At 64.3% G+C, this 14199-nt stretch carries 13 protein-coding genes; 3 read left to right on the plus strand and 10 right to left on the minus strand.

Features of this window, described 5'->3' with window-relative positions:
• The first annotated feature begins 16 nt into the window (after positions 1-16).
• A complete protein-coding gene (locus WKW77_RS05995) occupies positions 17-1378 on the plus strand; it encodes a homoserine dehydrogenase (RefSeq protein WP_340355925.1) in 1362 nt (453 codons plus the stop codon).
• A 123-nt stretch (positions 1379-1501) separates the two neighbouring features.
• Entirely contained in the window at positions 1502-1960 is a 459-nt protein-coding gene (locus tag WKW77_RS06000) for a gamma-glutamylcyclotransferase family protein (RefSeq protein ID WP_340355926.1), read from the plus strand.
• 50 nt (positions 1961-2010) lie between these two features.
• On the opposite strand, the gene WKW77_RS06005 is transcribed toward WKW77_RS06000, so the two are convergent.
• From WKW77_RS06005 to WKW77_RS06030, 6 genes are all read right to left on the minus strand, one after another.
• Entirely contained in the window at positions 2011-3024 is a 1014-nt protein-coding gene (locus tag WKW77_RS06005; RefSeq protein WP_340355928.1) for a nitrilase, read from the minus strand.
• 28 nt (positions 3025-3052) lie between these two features.
• Entirely contained in the window at positions 3053-4057 is a 1005-nt protein-coding gene (locus WKW77_RS06010) for a branched-chain amino acid ABC transporter permease (RefSeq protein ID WP_340355929.1), read from the minus strand.
• A complete protein-coding gene (locus tag WKW77_RS06015; protein ID WP_340355930.1) occupies positions 4054-4920 on the minus strand; it encodes a branched-chain amino acid ABC transporter permease in 867 nt (288 codons plus the stop codon). Before WKW77_RS06015 ends, WKW77_RS06010 begins: the two co-directional genes overlap by 4 nt.
• 161 nt (positions 4921-5081) lie before the next feature.
• The gene (locus WKW77_RS06020; protein WP_340355931.1) at positions 5082-5774 is read right to left on the minus strand and encodes an ABC transporter ATP-binding protein; all 693 of its coding nucleotides are present in this window, start codon (positions 5772-5774) and stop codon (positions 5082-5084) included.
• Positions 5761-6504: an ABC transporter ATP-binding protein gene (locus WKW77_RS06025; RefSeq protein WP_340355932.1), complete on the minus strand. Its 744-nt coding sequence runs from the start codon at positions 6502-6504 to the stop codon at positions 5761-5763. The genes WKW77_RS06020 and WKW77_RS06025 overlap by 14 nt, the downstream gene beginning before the upstream one ends.
• Before the next feature lie 11 nt (positions 6505-6515).
• Entirely contained in the window at positions 6516-7829 is a 1314-nt protein-coding gene (locus tag WKW77_RS06030) for an ABC transporter substrate-binding protein (RefSeq protein WP_340355933.1), read from the minus strand.
• Positions 7830-8101: 272 nt separating this feature from the next.
• Between WKW77_RS06030 and WKW77_RS06035 the strand changes: the two genes are divergently transcribed.
• Entirely contained in the window at positions 8102-9085 is a 984-nt protein-coding gene (locus WKW77_RS06035; protein ID WP_340355934.1) for an AraC-like ligand-binding domain-containing protein, read from the plus strand.
• 15 nt (positions 9086-9100) lie between these two features.
• Here WKW77_RS06035 and WKW77_RS06040 read toward each other — a convergent pair whose 3' ends face one another.
• The 4 genes from WKW77_RS06040 to WKW77_RS06055 all read right to left on the minus strand — a co-directional run bounded on the left by WKW77_RS06040 (position 9101) and on the right by WKW77_RS06055 (position 14152).
• On the minus strand, positions 9101-10246 hold the full coding sequence (locus WKW77_RS06040) for an alpha-hydroxy acid oxidase (protein ID WP_340355935.1): 1146 nt from the start codon (positions 10244-10246) through the stop codon (positions 9101-9103).
• Positions 10247-10266: 20 nt separating this feature from the next.
• Positions 10267-11190, minus strand: a complete 924-nt coding sequence (locus tag WKW77_RS06045; protein WP_340355936.1) for a ketopantoate reductase family protein — start codon at positions 11188-11190, stop codon at positions 10267-10269.
• 16 nt (positions 11191-11206) lie between these two features.
• Positions 11207-12589 carry an MFS transporter gene (locus tag WKW77_RS06050; protein WP_340355938.1) on the minus strand — a complete coding sequence of 461 codons (1383 nt, stop codon included), beginning with the start codon at positions 12587-12589 and terminating at the stop codon, positions 11207-11209.
• A gap of 114 nt (positions 12590-12703) precedes the next feature.
• Positions 12704-14152 (minus strand): aldehyde dehydrogenase, encoded by a 1449-nt coding sequence (locus WKW77_RS06055; protein ID WP_340355939.1) that lies wholly within the window; start codon positions 14150-14152, stop codon positions 12704-12706.
• Positions 14153-14199 lie beyond the last annotated feature (47 nt).

Below are 14199 nucleotides of genomic sequence, written 5' to 3' on the forward strand. Positions count from 1 at the left end.
ATGTCCGGAGAAGTCCATGTATCGCGATCCCGTCCAGTCCCTCGAACCGCTGCACAGCAGCCACGCATTCACCCGTCCCCTGCGGGTGGGCATGATCGGCATCGGCACCGTGGGCGCGGGCACGTTCCGCGTGCTCGCCCGCAATCAGGCCGACATCGCCGGCCGCGCGGGCCGGGCGATCGAGATGGTGATCGTGTCGGCCCGCAACCTCGTGCGAGCCGCCGGCGTCGTGGGCGAGGGCGTCGCGCTGACGGACGATCCGCTGCGCGTGGCCACGCACCCCGACGTCGATGTGGTGGTCGAGGTGGCAGGCGGCACCGGGCCGGCGCGCGACTGGGTTCTGGCCGCGATCTCCCATGGCAAGCACGTGGTCACGGCCAACAAGGCGCTGCTGGCGGTGCACGGCACCGAGATCTTCGCTGCGGCTCGTCGGCATGGCGTGGCCGTGGCCTACGAGGGCGCGGTGGCGGTGAGCATCCCCATCATCAAGGCGCTGCGCGAAGGCCTCGCGGCCAATCGCATCGAGTGGGTGGCGGGCATCATCAACGGCACGACCAACTTCATCCTGAGCAAGATGCGTGACGAAGGGCTGGACTTCGGCGCCGCACTCGCGCAAGCCCAGGCGCTCGGCTATGCGGAGGCCGACCCGAGCTTCGACATCGAGGGCATCGATGCCGCGCACAAGCTCACGCTGCTGGCCTCGAATGCCTTCGGCATGCCGTTGCGCTTCGCCGATGCGCAGGTGACGGGCCTCACTCAACTGCAAGGGTTGGATGTGGCGTGCGCCGAACAGCTGGGCTTTCGCATCAAGCTGCTGGGCGTGGCCCGCCGGCGGGAAGAGGGGGTCGAGCTGCGCGTGCAGCCCGCACTCGTGCCCGCCGGGCATCTGATGGCGAGCGTGAACGGATCGATGAACGCCGTCATGGTCAAGGGCGACGCGGCGGGACTGACGATGTACTACGGCGCGGGCGCCGGCTCCGAGCAGACCGCCTCCGCGGTGATCGCCGACCTCGTGGACGTGGCGCGCCTTCACGGCACGCACGCAGCGCAACGCGTGCCGCACCTGGGTTTTCAGGCCCAAGCGATGAACGCCTTGCCGGTGCTGCCCGGCGCCGCCGTCTGCACGCCGCACTACATGCGCGTGCCGGTGCGCTTCGCGGCGGATGTCGAGACGGTGGCCGCATGGCTGGCAGTGCAGAAGCTGCCGGTGCGGCAGGTGGTGCTGGCGACCGAGCGGCCCGGTATCGGTGCCCAGGTCCTGGTGCTGACGGCACCGGTCGCGCAGGGAGCGCTCGACACGACGGCACGCATGCTGCAGGCGCATCCCGTGGTGGCGGGCGCGGTGACGACGCTGCGGGTGGAGGAACTCGGCGGCTGAACGGGGGCACGCACCGGCTCGCTCGATGGCGGGATCGGGCCAATTGATTCACCCTCCGCTCGCGCGACGACAATGGTGCGCCCCTGCCCGGCCGCTCTTTCGGCCACCCTGGAGGCCCGGTCCATGCCCAGATACTTCGCCTACGGATCCAACATGTCGCATGACCAGATCCGCACGCGCTGTCCGTCCCGGACATTCGTCTGCGTCGCGGAGTTGCGCGGCTACAGGCTGGCGTTCACGCGCTACTCACCGAAGCGCCAGTGCGGCGTCGCCGACATCGTGGCCTCACCCGGTGCTTCCGTGTGGGGCGCGCTGTTCGACATGAGCGAAGAGGACCTGGCCGCACTCGACCGGCATGAAGGCGCGCACCTGAGCCCGCCGGCGTACGTGCGAGTGCATGTGCAGGTCTCGACGCCCGATGGCGGCTCGGTGGAGGCGATCACCTACGAGGTCTTCGACAAGTCACCCGTCGAGCATGTCCCGAGCGCGGACTACCTCGGACTCATGGTCGATGGTGCTTGGGAATGGGGTCTCCCGGATGCTTACAGGGCGGCACTGCGCGGGATTCGATCGGCGCCATAGAGTGAACAGGCCCTCAGTGCTCCGCAGCGATCTGCAGTCATCCGATTTGACTATTCGACCTTCGCCTCGGTCCACTGCGCACCTTCCGTCACGCCTTCTCCGAAGTTGATGCTGGTCCGGCGCGGATTGCGATTGACCATCAACCGGACGACGTCGCCCCGGGCGTAGTGCCCGGCGGGATCGTAGGCCGCCTTTGCAATGGCGATGGTGGAGAGATCGACGTCCGCGTACAGGATTCCTTCCTGATCCTGCGGCATGTGCTCCACCAAGGGTTGACCATCCGGGCCGAAAATCATGGAGTACCCTCCGCCGGGCTTGCGGCCATCCGAATTCAGCAACAGCGCCTTCTCGGGCGTGTCGCACAAGAGGTCGAACATGTCCTGCCCCGTGAGGGCACTCGCATGCAAGACGAAGCACCCGCCTTCCAGCGCATAGACCTGGCTCGCGGCGAGATTCACCTCGTGACCCAGCGCGTAGGCGGTGCCGCGGTACAGCGTGAACGAAGGCCACGAGGCGACATGGACCTGCTCGTGCATCGAGTACATCGCGTATTTGGACAGCGGCTGGATGTGTTCGGCGCAGCAGAGAGCGCCCAGACGCCCGACGCTGGTGTCGACCACCCGAAAATCGGAACCGTCGCCTTCCCCGAACAGGGTGCGCTCGACGTGGGTCGGCTTGAGCTTCCGGCGCTTGAAGACCATCTCGCCCTTGTCGCTGATCAGGGCTTGGCTGATGTAGAGCGATCCGCCATCGATCTCCGAGAAGCCGATCACCACGTTGACATTCGCCTCGGCGGCAGCCGCGGCGATGGATGCGAGTTCCGGGCCATCCGCGCGCAACGAATTGGCGTGGTAGCGCGACACGAATTGCATGCCCCAGGCCGGCGTGCCGAGCCAGAGCCACCAGGGGTAGCCGGGAATGAACACTTCCGGGAACGCCAGGAGCCTGGCTCCGTTCACGCCCGCTTCGGAAATCAGGCGAATGGCCTTTTGTGTGGAGGCTGCGGCATCCATGAAGACGGGGGCAGCCTGCACGACCGCGATCTTGAAGGCAGTTTCAGACATGAGTTTTCCTTGGGTGATGTGAGCGGGACTACTGGCGCGGCATCTCGCGTCGCACGCCGAATGGATCCACCGGCCATCTGCGCGTGATCAGGCTCCAAGCGCCGCCAGGCGCGAAGACCATCGTGACGATGGCAAGCGAACCAAGGCCGATGAAATACCAGGAGCCGTAGGAAGCGAAGCTCTCGCGCAGCAGGAAGTAGACAAGCGTGCCGAGGATCGGCCCTTCCAGCGTCCCGATGCCGCCGAGCACGGCGATGAAGATCGCTGCCGCCGACCAGTTCAACGAAAAGGTGGCATCTGGTGTGACCTGCAGCGTGTTCATGTAGGCCACTGCCCCAGCCAGTCCGGTCAGCGAACCCGCAATGACCCACAGCATCAGCTTCGCTCTGCGGATCGACACGCCCGAAGCTTCCGCAGCCGCCTCCGAGTCGCGCACGCTCATGAGCGCCAGGCCGAGCCTGCCTCGCAGGATCGTGCGGGCAACGACGAGCGTTCCAACGCCCACTGCAAGGGCAGCCCAGTACACACCTGCGTTGCGCGTCCACCGGTCGAAGCTGCCCAGTGCCTCCAGAGGCATGCCGCCGCCAGCACCGAGCCATTCGTTGTTCAACGTCAGAATCCTCAGCATCTCGGCAAGCACCCAGGTCCCGACGGCGAAGTGCGCGCCGCGAAGGCGGAACATCGGATAAGCGCTGACCACGGCGAAAAGGCCGGTTGCGATGGCGGCCACGGGCAGCATCAGCCAGGGATTGAGTTCCAGCCTGTTCGACAGTGCGAACAGCGCGTAGGCCCCCGCGCCGACGAACATCTGGTGGCCAACCACGACGAGACCGCCGTAACCCGCCAACAGGTTCCACGCGAGGGCGATGGCGAACACGGTGAAGATCTCAACCATCAGGCGCTGCGTCCCGAAACTGGTGAACCAAGGCACGGCGGCGAGGACGCCGCACAACAGCAATGCAGTGGCAACTGCCAGTCCTTTGCCTTTTGCGCGCATTGAAACAGGAGCTCGCAAGGTGGTGACGGTGTTCATCGCTGTGCCTTTCCAAGCAAGCCTTGCGGTCGCCCGAGCAGCGCGACCAGGAAGACGAGGTGGCCGAAGAATGGTCCGAGGCCCGAGGAAACCTTGGCGCCAAAGAGCTGGGCGACGCCGATGACCAATCCGCCAACGAAGGTGCCCCAGACATTGCCGAGCCCTCCGAGAACGACTGCCTCGAACGAGTAAAGCAAGCGCTCCGGGCCGGATGTCGGAGAGAAAGGCGTGCGGATTCCGTACATGACGGCCGCCAGTGCAATCACGGCCAGCACGAACCCGCTGACGAGCGCGAAGAAGTTGCCGTCGTTGACCCCGACGAGGCGTGCCGTGCCGGGATCGTCCGCCACTGCGCGCGCTTGGCGGCCAAGATGCGAATGGCCGATCAGCCAACTGGTGCCGGCAAAGATCACTGCGCTGATCAGCGTCGAGACCAGCGGCAGGAGTCCGACCGAGACCCCCGCGATGTCGAAGCCACGAAGGGAGAGATCGCCCGCCTGGAGGCTGCGGGTATCCGCGGTGAAGGTCTCCTGGAGCCCGTTCTGCAGCACGATGGACAGTCCGAAAGTGAGAAGAAGCGGCGTCAGCGCGCCCTTGCCAACGACACGATTGAGAAGCGCCCGCTGGAGGACATAGCCGATGACGAACATCAACGGCACCACTGCAACGAGTGACACGAAGGGTCCGACGCCAGCCAGTTGCATCACCGTCGAGCACAGATAGGCGCCAAGGACGATGAGGTCGCCATGCGCGATGTTGATCATCTTCATCACACCGAGGCTCAGGCTCAGGCCAAGCCCGAACAGCGCATACAGCGCGCCGAGCATCAGACCGCCCAGCAGCGTTTCAATGAGTGTTTCCATGTCAGTTCTCCATTGCGCATTCGCGCCACACGCGACGCATGAAACCGGCACAACCGAGGTGGGAGACACCGCGGAACTGGCTTTGCCAGGCCGCTGGTGTCGCCCCCTTGAGGGGGTACCCGGCTACACGAAGTGAGCCGATACAGGGGTGGGCTTTCATCTCAGATCCCGAAGTAGGCTTGCGCGACTTGCGCCTGGTCGGCCGATTCGGATGCCCCTTCGAGGACCACCCGGCCTTTTTGAATGCAGTAGTAGCGATCGGACTCGGCCAGCGCACGCTTGACGTTCTGTTCGACCAGCACCACGGCGAGCCCGTCGTTGCGGGCACGGCCCAACAGGTCGTAGACCTCGTTGACTGCCACCGGCGAGAGGCCCAGCGAGATCTCGTCGCACAGCAGGTACTTCGGGTTGCACACCAGCGCGCGCGAAAGCGCAACCAGCTGCTGCTGGCCGCCCGACAGCGCTGTTGCGGGACGATGCTGGAACGCTTGCATGACCGGGAGCTCCCGCATGAGGCGCTCGACGGACCACGGTCCGGGGCGGCCATTGCGCGCCGCGAGCTGCAGATTCTCCAAGACCGTCAGGCTCGCAAACAGTCGTCGACCTTCGGGCACGAGCGCGATGCCGCGGTTCAGCTGCCTGCGCTCGGAGTCACCGCCGATGGCCTGATCGTCCAGAAGCACGCCGTCGCGTCGTGTCCGCACCGAGCCGACGAGCGAGCGCAGCAACGTGGATTTGCCCGCGCCGTTGGAGCCGATGAGGGCCACGGTTTCGCCAGGCGCAATCTGAAAGCTCAAGCCGAACAGCGCCTGGAACAAGCCGTAGTACGCATCCAGTCGATCAGTGCGCAGCATGGTGCAGCTCCTCCTCGATGTCCGAGCCCAGGTAGGTGTCACGCACCGTGCGATCGGCCATCACCATCCTCGGATCGCCATCGCAGATCACCGCGCCGCTTGCCAGTACGACGAGCCGATCGGCGGCGGATACGAGGGCGTGGACGAGATGTTCGATCCACAAGACGGTCACTCCGCCTTGGTGGATCGTCACGATCAGTCGAAGAAGCTGCTGCATTTCGGCATCGGTCAACCCTCCCGCCACTTCGTCGAGCAGCAACAGGCGCGGACGCGTGGCGATCGCTCTTGCCAATTCAAGCCGTTTGCGCTGTAGCAGCGTCAGGGTGCCTGCCAGCTTGTCCGCCGCCGCGTCGAGCCCGCAGCGCCCGATCGCGTCGACCGCGGCCTGCTGCGCCGCTTGCCCATGCAATCCGCTGCCGAAGGTGGCCGCTACGAGCACGTTCTCGTAAGCCGTCATGCCATCGAAGGGCTGCGGAATCTGGAAGGTGCGACCGATGCCGGCTCTGCATCGCTCGGCGGCGTCGTAGGTGGTGACGTCCGTCCCATCCAGGAAGACGCTTCCACTGTCGCATCGCGCGCTGCCGGAGATCAGGCCGAACATGGTGCTTTTTCCGGCCCCGTTCGGGCCGATGACGCCGATGAATTCCCCGTCCTCCACGGACAACGACAGCTTGGGGATGACCACCATGTCGCCATAGCGCTTGGTGGTGTCACGCAGTTCGAGCAGCATGTCGGAACCTGTCAGGCGAGCGACAGCAACTCGAACTTGCGCTGGACCGGGATTTCCGGTGCCGTCTTGTTGTTGGTGATGAAGAGTTCGGGCTTGGCACCATCGAGGATGCGCCACTGGCCGCCGACGACACGCATCTTCGAGACGTTCTTGATTCCGCTGGACGTGAAGTCGAGCTTGCCGATGATCGTGTCGTGCTTCATCACGCGCAAGGCGTTGGCAACTTTCACGGGATCCTTGGGGTCCCCGCTTGCCTTGAGAGCCTGGATACCCGCCTCGAACAGCGCGTGCACGACCCCCATGGGCTGAGTCCAATCGCGCTTCGTGGCGGCCGTATAGGCGTCGGCAAACTGCTTCGCCGTCTGGCCGGTCAGGCTCGACTTGAAAGGATAGGCCGGGGTCCACCAGATCTCGGTAGACATGCCATCGGCACGCGGACCCAAGGCAGCGACGCCACCTGGAAACAGCAGCGCCTTGGCAACCGTGGCCGCCTTCGGCCTGAATCCCATCTGGGCAGACTGCTTGACGAACGAAGCCCATTCGGGAGGATTGAACAGGCCCGTCACGATCTCGACGTTGTCCTTCTTGAAAGCCTGGATGTACGACGAGAAGTCATCGGCGCCGACCGGGAACCGCCCGATGTCGACGATCTTGTAGCCAGCCTTCGCAAAGGCGGCAGGCATGCCGAGCTTCATGTCGCCCATGGCGTTGCCCGGCACGTCGTTGCTGAATGTGGAGCCGATCACCTTGTTCGAGGGCACGCCTTGCCAGATGTCCAGGTACACGTCGGCGATGTCTTCCAGACCCCAGAAGAAATGGAAGACGCTCTTGAACCCCTTGGCGGGATCGCCTTTCAACGGAAACATCCATGCCTGCCAGGGACCGACCGTGGAAAGGCACGGCACGCCATTGAGCTCGCACTGCTGGGAGGCATTCGGTCCGATCGCGACCTGTGCCAGCATCAGGTCGATGTTCTCCTTGTTGATGAGCTCCGCCGCCAGGTTGGATTGCCGGTCCGGGCTGCTTTGGTCGTCTCGCGCAAGGATCTCGACCTTGTATTTCTTGCCGCCGACAACCAGGCCGTCGGAGACGGTCTTGCGGACCTGGTCGAGGATGAAATCGTCCGCTTCGGCAAAGGGCGAAAACGGTCCTGTCTTCGGGCTGATATAGCCGATCTTGATCGTGTCCTTGTCGGCTGCCCATGCCAGGCTGGCTCTTCCCAGCGCCGTGAAGGCCGTCAGCGCGGCAGCGCCGCGCAGGAGGCCGCGCCGGCTCGACCCGAGGCTCGAATCCAAGGTCGTTTGAATCTCGTTTGCAGTGGTCACATTGCTCTCCGTTTGAGGTGGAGGCCTCCTCGAGGCCCTGGGAGCAATGGTCCGGTTTCAGGCGTCGACAAACTTTGCTGGATCAGCCTGGAAACTTGATTGAAACGGCCCTGTCGACCGCGTCGAAGCGTGACGGGCGGTGCTGATCCGAGGGTTTTTTTGGCATCAACCTTGCGTTGAAATGACGAAAATCATCAGAGCTTCCAGCTTTGATCGGTCTTGATCTGGCTTCGTCACCGTCCACGGGCAAGCCAGCGCCTTGATCGTGTGCCATGCAACCTCTTACAGCGGAACCTCTCTCGCGAGTCATCGACGCTTCCACCGCCGGCCTGAACCCGCGCGACAAGTTCGGGTTCTGGCAAGAGGTGGTGCGCAAGGCGCTCGTCGACCTTGAATGCCGGCCCGATGGGAAGAACCCGTTCGAAGCTTCTGTCAGCGGGACGCGACTCAGCGCGCTTAGCGTCGCGTGCATCGAGGCATCCCCGCACCGCGTCGCGCGGTTGCCTGCCGGGATCTCGCGCGCCGGTGACGAATCTCTGATTTTCAACTTCATCCTTTCAGGCGTGGCACTGGCCGAGCAAGACGGCCGGTCCGTTGTGCTGAAAGCGGGCGACGGTGCCGTATGCGACGCCCAGCGACCCTACACGTTGCGCTTTGACGACGCGTTCAAGCTGATCACCGTCAAAGTACCGCTTGTCTCGCTGTCTCATCGTTCTGCTGGCGTTCACCGCATCACTGCACGGAGCCTGACGGAAGCAGGCCAGATGTGCCCGATCTTGTTTGGCTACCTCGTGGGTCTGAACAGGCAATTGCCCTCCCTCGACGTTGTTGCTTCCGAGAAGATCGCGCGCAATTTCACGGAGTTGCTAGCGTCGGCGCTCGACGAGGCGATTCTCAGTTCACCTTTGCCTCTGTCCGAGTACCGTGCCACAGCACTGGTCCGGGTGAAAGATTTTCTGGAACGCAACCTGGACGCTTGCGAGTTGGATGCGACCATGGTCAGCACTGCGCTCAACCTCTCGCCGCGATACATCAACAAGCTGTTCGAGGCGGAGAACACATCCCTTGCGCGCTACATCTGGCGGCGGCGGCTGGAGCGTGCCGCGATCGACCTGCGCGATCCCGCGCGTCAGTCCGTGGGCATTTCGGCGGTAGCGATGGCTCACGGCTTCAATGACCTGAGCCACTTCAGCCGTGCGTTTCGCCAAAGGTTCGAGATGTCGCCGCGCGCCTATCGCCTCGGAGGCGCCGCGTAGCGGGTCGCATGAGGGCTAGGCAAGAGAGCAGCTCGCACTCTCGAGAGCGTCGGGCAGCGCAGATGCCGAGGTCGCGCCAAGCAAGGTCATGCTGCGCACCAGTTCGGCTGCAAGCAATCCGATCACGGCCTCGGCGCCCTCAGCGCCGTCGGCCGCCAAGCCGTAGAGCGCTGGACGACCGACGAATGCCGCCGTCGCGCCCAGCGCCAGGGCTTTGGCAATGTCGCCGCCGCGCCGGATTCCTCCATCCATGAAGACCGGGATCCGACCGCCGATTGCCGCGACCACGCGAGGCAATGCCGAAATGGCTGAAGGCGAAGCGTCGTTCTGACGCCCGCCGTGATTGGAAACGATCAAGCCGTCGACGCCGTGGTCGACCGCCAGCCGTGCATCGTCCGGGTGAAGAATGCCTTTCAGCAAGAGTGGGCCCTTCCAAAGCCCGCGCAACCACGCCAGCGTTTCCCACACGAGTGAGCGATCCATCGCTCTTGCGAGGAGCGCAGCCTGCATATTCGCCGAACCGGCGTTGCCGTCCGTCGCTGTCAGGTTGGCAAAATCCGGCGCGCCACCTGGCAACATGCGCATCGACCAACGCGGGTGCGTGATCACATCCCAGGCCAGCCTTGCGGTCGGCTTGAAGGGGATGCGAAAGCCGTTTCGCAAGTCCGCTTCCCGATTGCCGCTGACCGGAACATCGACCGTCAGGATCAAGGCCTCATACTTCGCGCGCGCCGCGCGCTCCACGATCTGTCCTGCCATCTCACGATGCATCACGTAGAGCTGCATCCATTGCACGCCCTCGGGAACTGCAGCACGCACGTCTTCCAGACGCATATTGGACGCAGTCGAGAGCGCGAAGGGAATTCCGCTGCGCGAAGCAGCGGTGGCCAGCAGACCGTCGCCCCGTGGCCGAACCAGGCCATTCAAGCCGGTCGGCGCAATGCCGAATGGCAGCGCCCACTTGCGCCCGAACACCTCGACCGAAGTGTCGACGGTCGTGGTGTCGCGCAACACGCGTGGCGTAAGTTCCACGGCCGCCAGATCGCGCAGGTTGCGACGAAGGCAATGGCCGTCGTCGGCGGCTCCTTCGATGTAGTCGAAGACGAAGCGCGGAAGGTTCTTTCGCGCCCGGCCGCGGAAGTCTTCGGTATTGAGGAGCATGTGCCTGTTGGAAGAGGTGGTCAGGCCATTGCCCGCGCTTCGACCAGGCGCACGAGCGACAGCAGCGTTTCGGTTGTGGGTAGCTTCATGTTGAAGCGCTCGGCCGTGGTGACCGCTGCTCCATTGATCGCTTCGATCTCGGTGCGACGTCCGGCCTGAACGTCCTGCAACATCGATGGCTTGTGGCCCTTGTGCTGGGCAATGGCCCCTGCGACATTGGCTTTGCACTTGGCGGGATCCACTTCGATGCCTAGCCTCTGTGCGACCGACAGAACCTCGACGACGACTTGCTCTGCGAGGCGGCTGCCTTCAGTCGTGAGACCGAGTTGATCGACCGTGCACCCGGATACGGCGCAGATGCTGTTGAGAGCGGCGTTGAACGCGACCTTCTCCCAGATCGCAGCCCATACGGTGGCGTCCGAACTGCACTGGAGACCGGCTGCCGAGAGCGTCTCGGAGACCACGGAGACGATCGATCGGACGTTGCCGTCGGCGGCCATGAGTCTGACGACGCCCTTGCCATGTGAGTGCACGTGGCCCGGTGCAACCATATCGGCCGGCCAGGTGGTCACGCCGATGAGGATGCGCTCTGCCACGGCGAACTCGCTGATCTTCTCGACGTTGCCCAAGCCGTTCTGCAGGGACAGGACATGGACATCCGGACCGATCAGGTGCCTGACGCCTTGCAGCGCGGCGCCAGTGTGCAGGGTTTTGGTAAAGACCACGAGCAACTCGGGCTGTTCCCGAGCTTCCTCAGGTCGGCAAACCTTGAGCGCCTTTACATACCGATCGCTGCTGTCCGTGACCAATCGCAAGCCGTTCGACCGGATCGCGCCGATGTGTGCATCGTTGATGTCGATCAGAGTGACGTCATTGCCGCATTCAGCTAGCAGGCCGCCAAACATTGAGCCCATGGCGCCCGCGCCGACGATCGCAATTTTCATATTGGCCTCGAGAAGTTCAGCCGGTGACCGCCGCCACGGACCTCGGCTTCGGCAGAACCGCGTGCTTCGGGATGTGGCGCCTGACGACAAGAAGCGCGAGCATCGCGAAGACCATCGCCGTGCCAAGTAGCGCGAGATAAGCCATCGCGCCACCGGCCGTGATGACCGCTGCCCCGGCGAAGGCACTGAGGATCGCACCCAGTCGTCCGAAGGCCAGCGCGGACGCGGTGCCGGTCGCTCTGACGCTGGTGGGGTACATGAACGCGCACAGCGCGTACATGGTGGACTGCACCGCATTCACGAACATGCCGTGCACGCCGAAACCGAAGATCAACAGATTCGTGTCGCGCCCGACGTTCAGGGTCTGCATCGCGAATGCACTTGCGGCCGCACCGGCGCAGCACAGCACCAATGGCCAACGCGACCCGAATCGCGTGATCGCGACAGCACAGACCAAGGCCCCGATCACGCCTCCGAGGTTGTAGGCGGTCAACCCCGAGCCAGCGACGGCCATCGACAATCCTTCGGATGCCAGCATCGTCGGCAGCCAGCTGAAGGCACTGTAGACGGCGGTAAGACACATGAAGAAGGCCGCCCAGGTGGCCAGCGTATCGCGCGCCAGACCGTCCGAGAAGAGGGCGCCGAAGCCGGCCCGCTTCTCCACGACCTGTTCCGCCATGTCGGTGTACGTCACGTTGGCAGGCATCGGACGGCCCATACGCCCCAGCAGCTTGCCCAGTTCATCCCAGCGTGCCGGATGGCGCGCAAGGAATCGAGGCGACTCAGGCAAGGTAAACAGAAGAATGGTGGCCAGCACGATGGGAAAGGTGCCACCGATGAAGAACAGTCCGCGCCAACCGAATGCCGGCAGGATTTCGCCCGCGAAGAAGCCCGCCAGCATGCCGCCGAGCGGCACACAGACGATCGTCGCGGTCACTGCGAGCGTCCTGCGGCGCGCCGGCGTGAATTCGGCCGTGACCGTGGTCGAACTAGGCAGAGCGCCACCGATGCCCAGACCGGCGACAAACCGGAGTGCGGCCACGGTCAGGACGTCGGGCGCAAGGCCGATGGCGCAGGTCGCCGTGCCGAAGACGAAGACGCTTGCGATGACCGCCATCCGGCGGCCGAAGCGGTCCGCGAACAGGCCTGCGCAGGCGCTGCCGATCCCCATGCCGATAAGGCCGGCGGCGACGGCCGGTGCGAAGGCGCTTCGCGTGATGTTCCACTCCTTGATCATCAACGGAATCGCGAAGCCGATGAGCTGGCCATCGAAGCCGTCCATCACGATGGACAAGGCTGCCAGGAAGACCACCACCTTCTGCATGGTCGTGTAGGCGCCTTCGTCGAGCAAACGACCGATGTCGGCATTGCCCTTGAATGGAATCGCTTGGGGGCTCATGCGCGTACTCCCGGATTGAAGATTGTGGAAAGCATGCGCAGGACCTGGCTGCGCGATGGCAGGGATTGCGTGCCATCACGTGACGGGATTGGTTCGATCATGTCTTGCCGATCCTCAGAAGGGGTAGTGACGCGGGCTCGTTTGAACGCTCACCCATCGCAGGTCGGTGAAGGCATCGACACCGGCCTTTCCTCCGAAGTGCCCGATGCCGCTGCCCTTGACGCCGCCAAATGGCATCTGCGCTTCGTCGTGCACCGTCGGCCCATTCACGTGACAGATGCCGGACTCGATACGTCCCGCGACCTGAATGGCGCGCGCCACGTCACGGCCGAAGACCGCGGCTGCCAACCCGTACTCGTTGTCGTTGGCGCAAACGACCGCCTCTTCGACGCCACTGACACGGACGATGCCCTTCACGGGGCCGAAGGCCTCCTCGCGGAAGATGCGCATGTCCGAAGTCACGTGGTCGAGCAGCGTCGCGGGCATCAGCGTGTCCTTGGCCTTGCCGCCAGCCACGAGCTTCGCGCCTTTGGCGAGCGCATCGTCGATCAGTTCATTGCAGCGTCTTGCCGTGCTCATGTCCACGACGGAGCCGAGGACCACCGGGCCGAGGCGCGGATCGCCGAGCGGAAGACTCGATGCACGTGCGCTCAACTTGGCGACGAATGCATCGGCGACGGACGAATCGACGACGATCCGTTCTGTCGACATGCAGATCTGTCCCGAATTGGCGAACGCACCGAACACGGCCGCATCGACGGCGGCGTCGACATCGGCGTCGTCGAGGACGACGAGCGGCGCCTTGCCGCCGAGTTCGAGGATCACGGGCTTCAGGTACTTCGCACAGGTAGCGGCAATGAGCTTGCCCACGTGGGTGGAGCCCGTGAAGTTCACACGTCGTACGGCCGGGTGCGAAATCATGGCTTCGACCACGGCAGCTGCGTCGGCAGGCGCGTTGGTGACGAAATTCACCACGCCCTTGGGCAGGCCGGCCTCCTGCAACGCTTCGATGATCAGGCCGTGCGTCGCCGGACAGATTTCGCTGCCCTTCAGAACCACCGTATTGCCGCATGCCAACGGCGTCGCGATGGCTCGCACGGCCAGGATCACGGGCGCATTCCAGGGTGCAATGCCCAGAACGACGCCTGCCGGCTGCCGCACCCCCATGGCGAGGTTGCCCGGGACGTCGGAGGGGATGATTTCGCCGCTGATCTGCGTCGTCAACGACGCGGCCTCCAGCAGCATGCCCGCCGCGAGGTGAACGTTGAAACCCGCCCAGATCGCCGACGCACCCGTTTCCGACGCGACGGCAGCTGCGAATGCCTCGCCTTTTGCTTCGAGCGCCTGGGACGCCTTCATCAGCATCATGCGGCGCTCGCTCGGGCCGGTGCGCGACCAGGTCTTGAACGCCTCCGCGGCAGCATCGACCGCCGCGACGGCGTCTTCCGCGCTTGCTGCGGGTGCGACAGTGGCCACACTGCCGTCGAGCGGATTGCGCCGCTCGAAAGTGGCGCCGTTGCGAGCCTGGGTTCGCTCGCCATTGATCAACATCGAAATCTTCATCTGATTTGTCTCCGTAGGGTTTTGAATGGAAGCGGGAGTGCGCAGCG

Source organism: Variovorax ureilyticus, assembly GCF_037889935.1.
Taxonomy (GTDB): Bacteria; Pseudomonadota; Gammaproteobacteria; order Burkholderiales; family Burkholderiaceae_C; genus Variovorax; species Variovorax ureilyticus.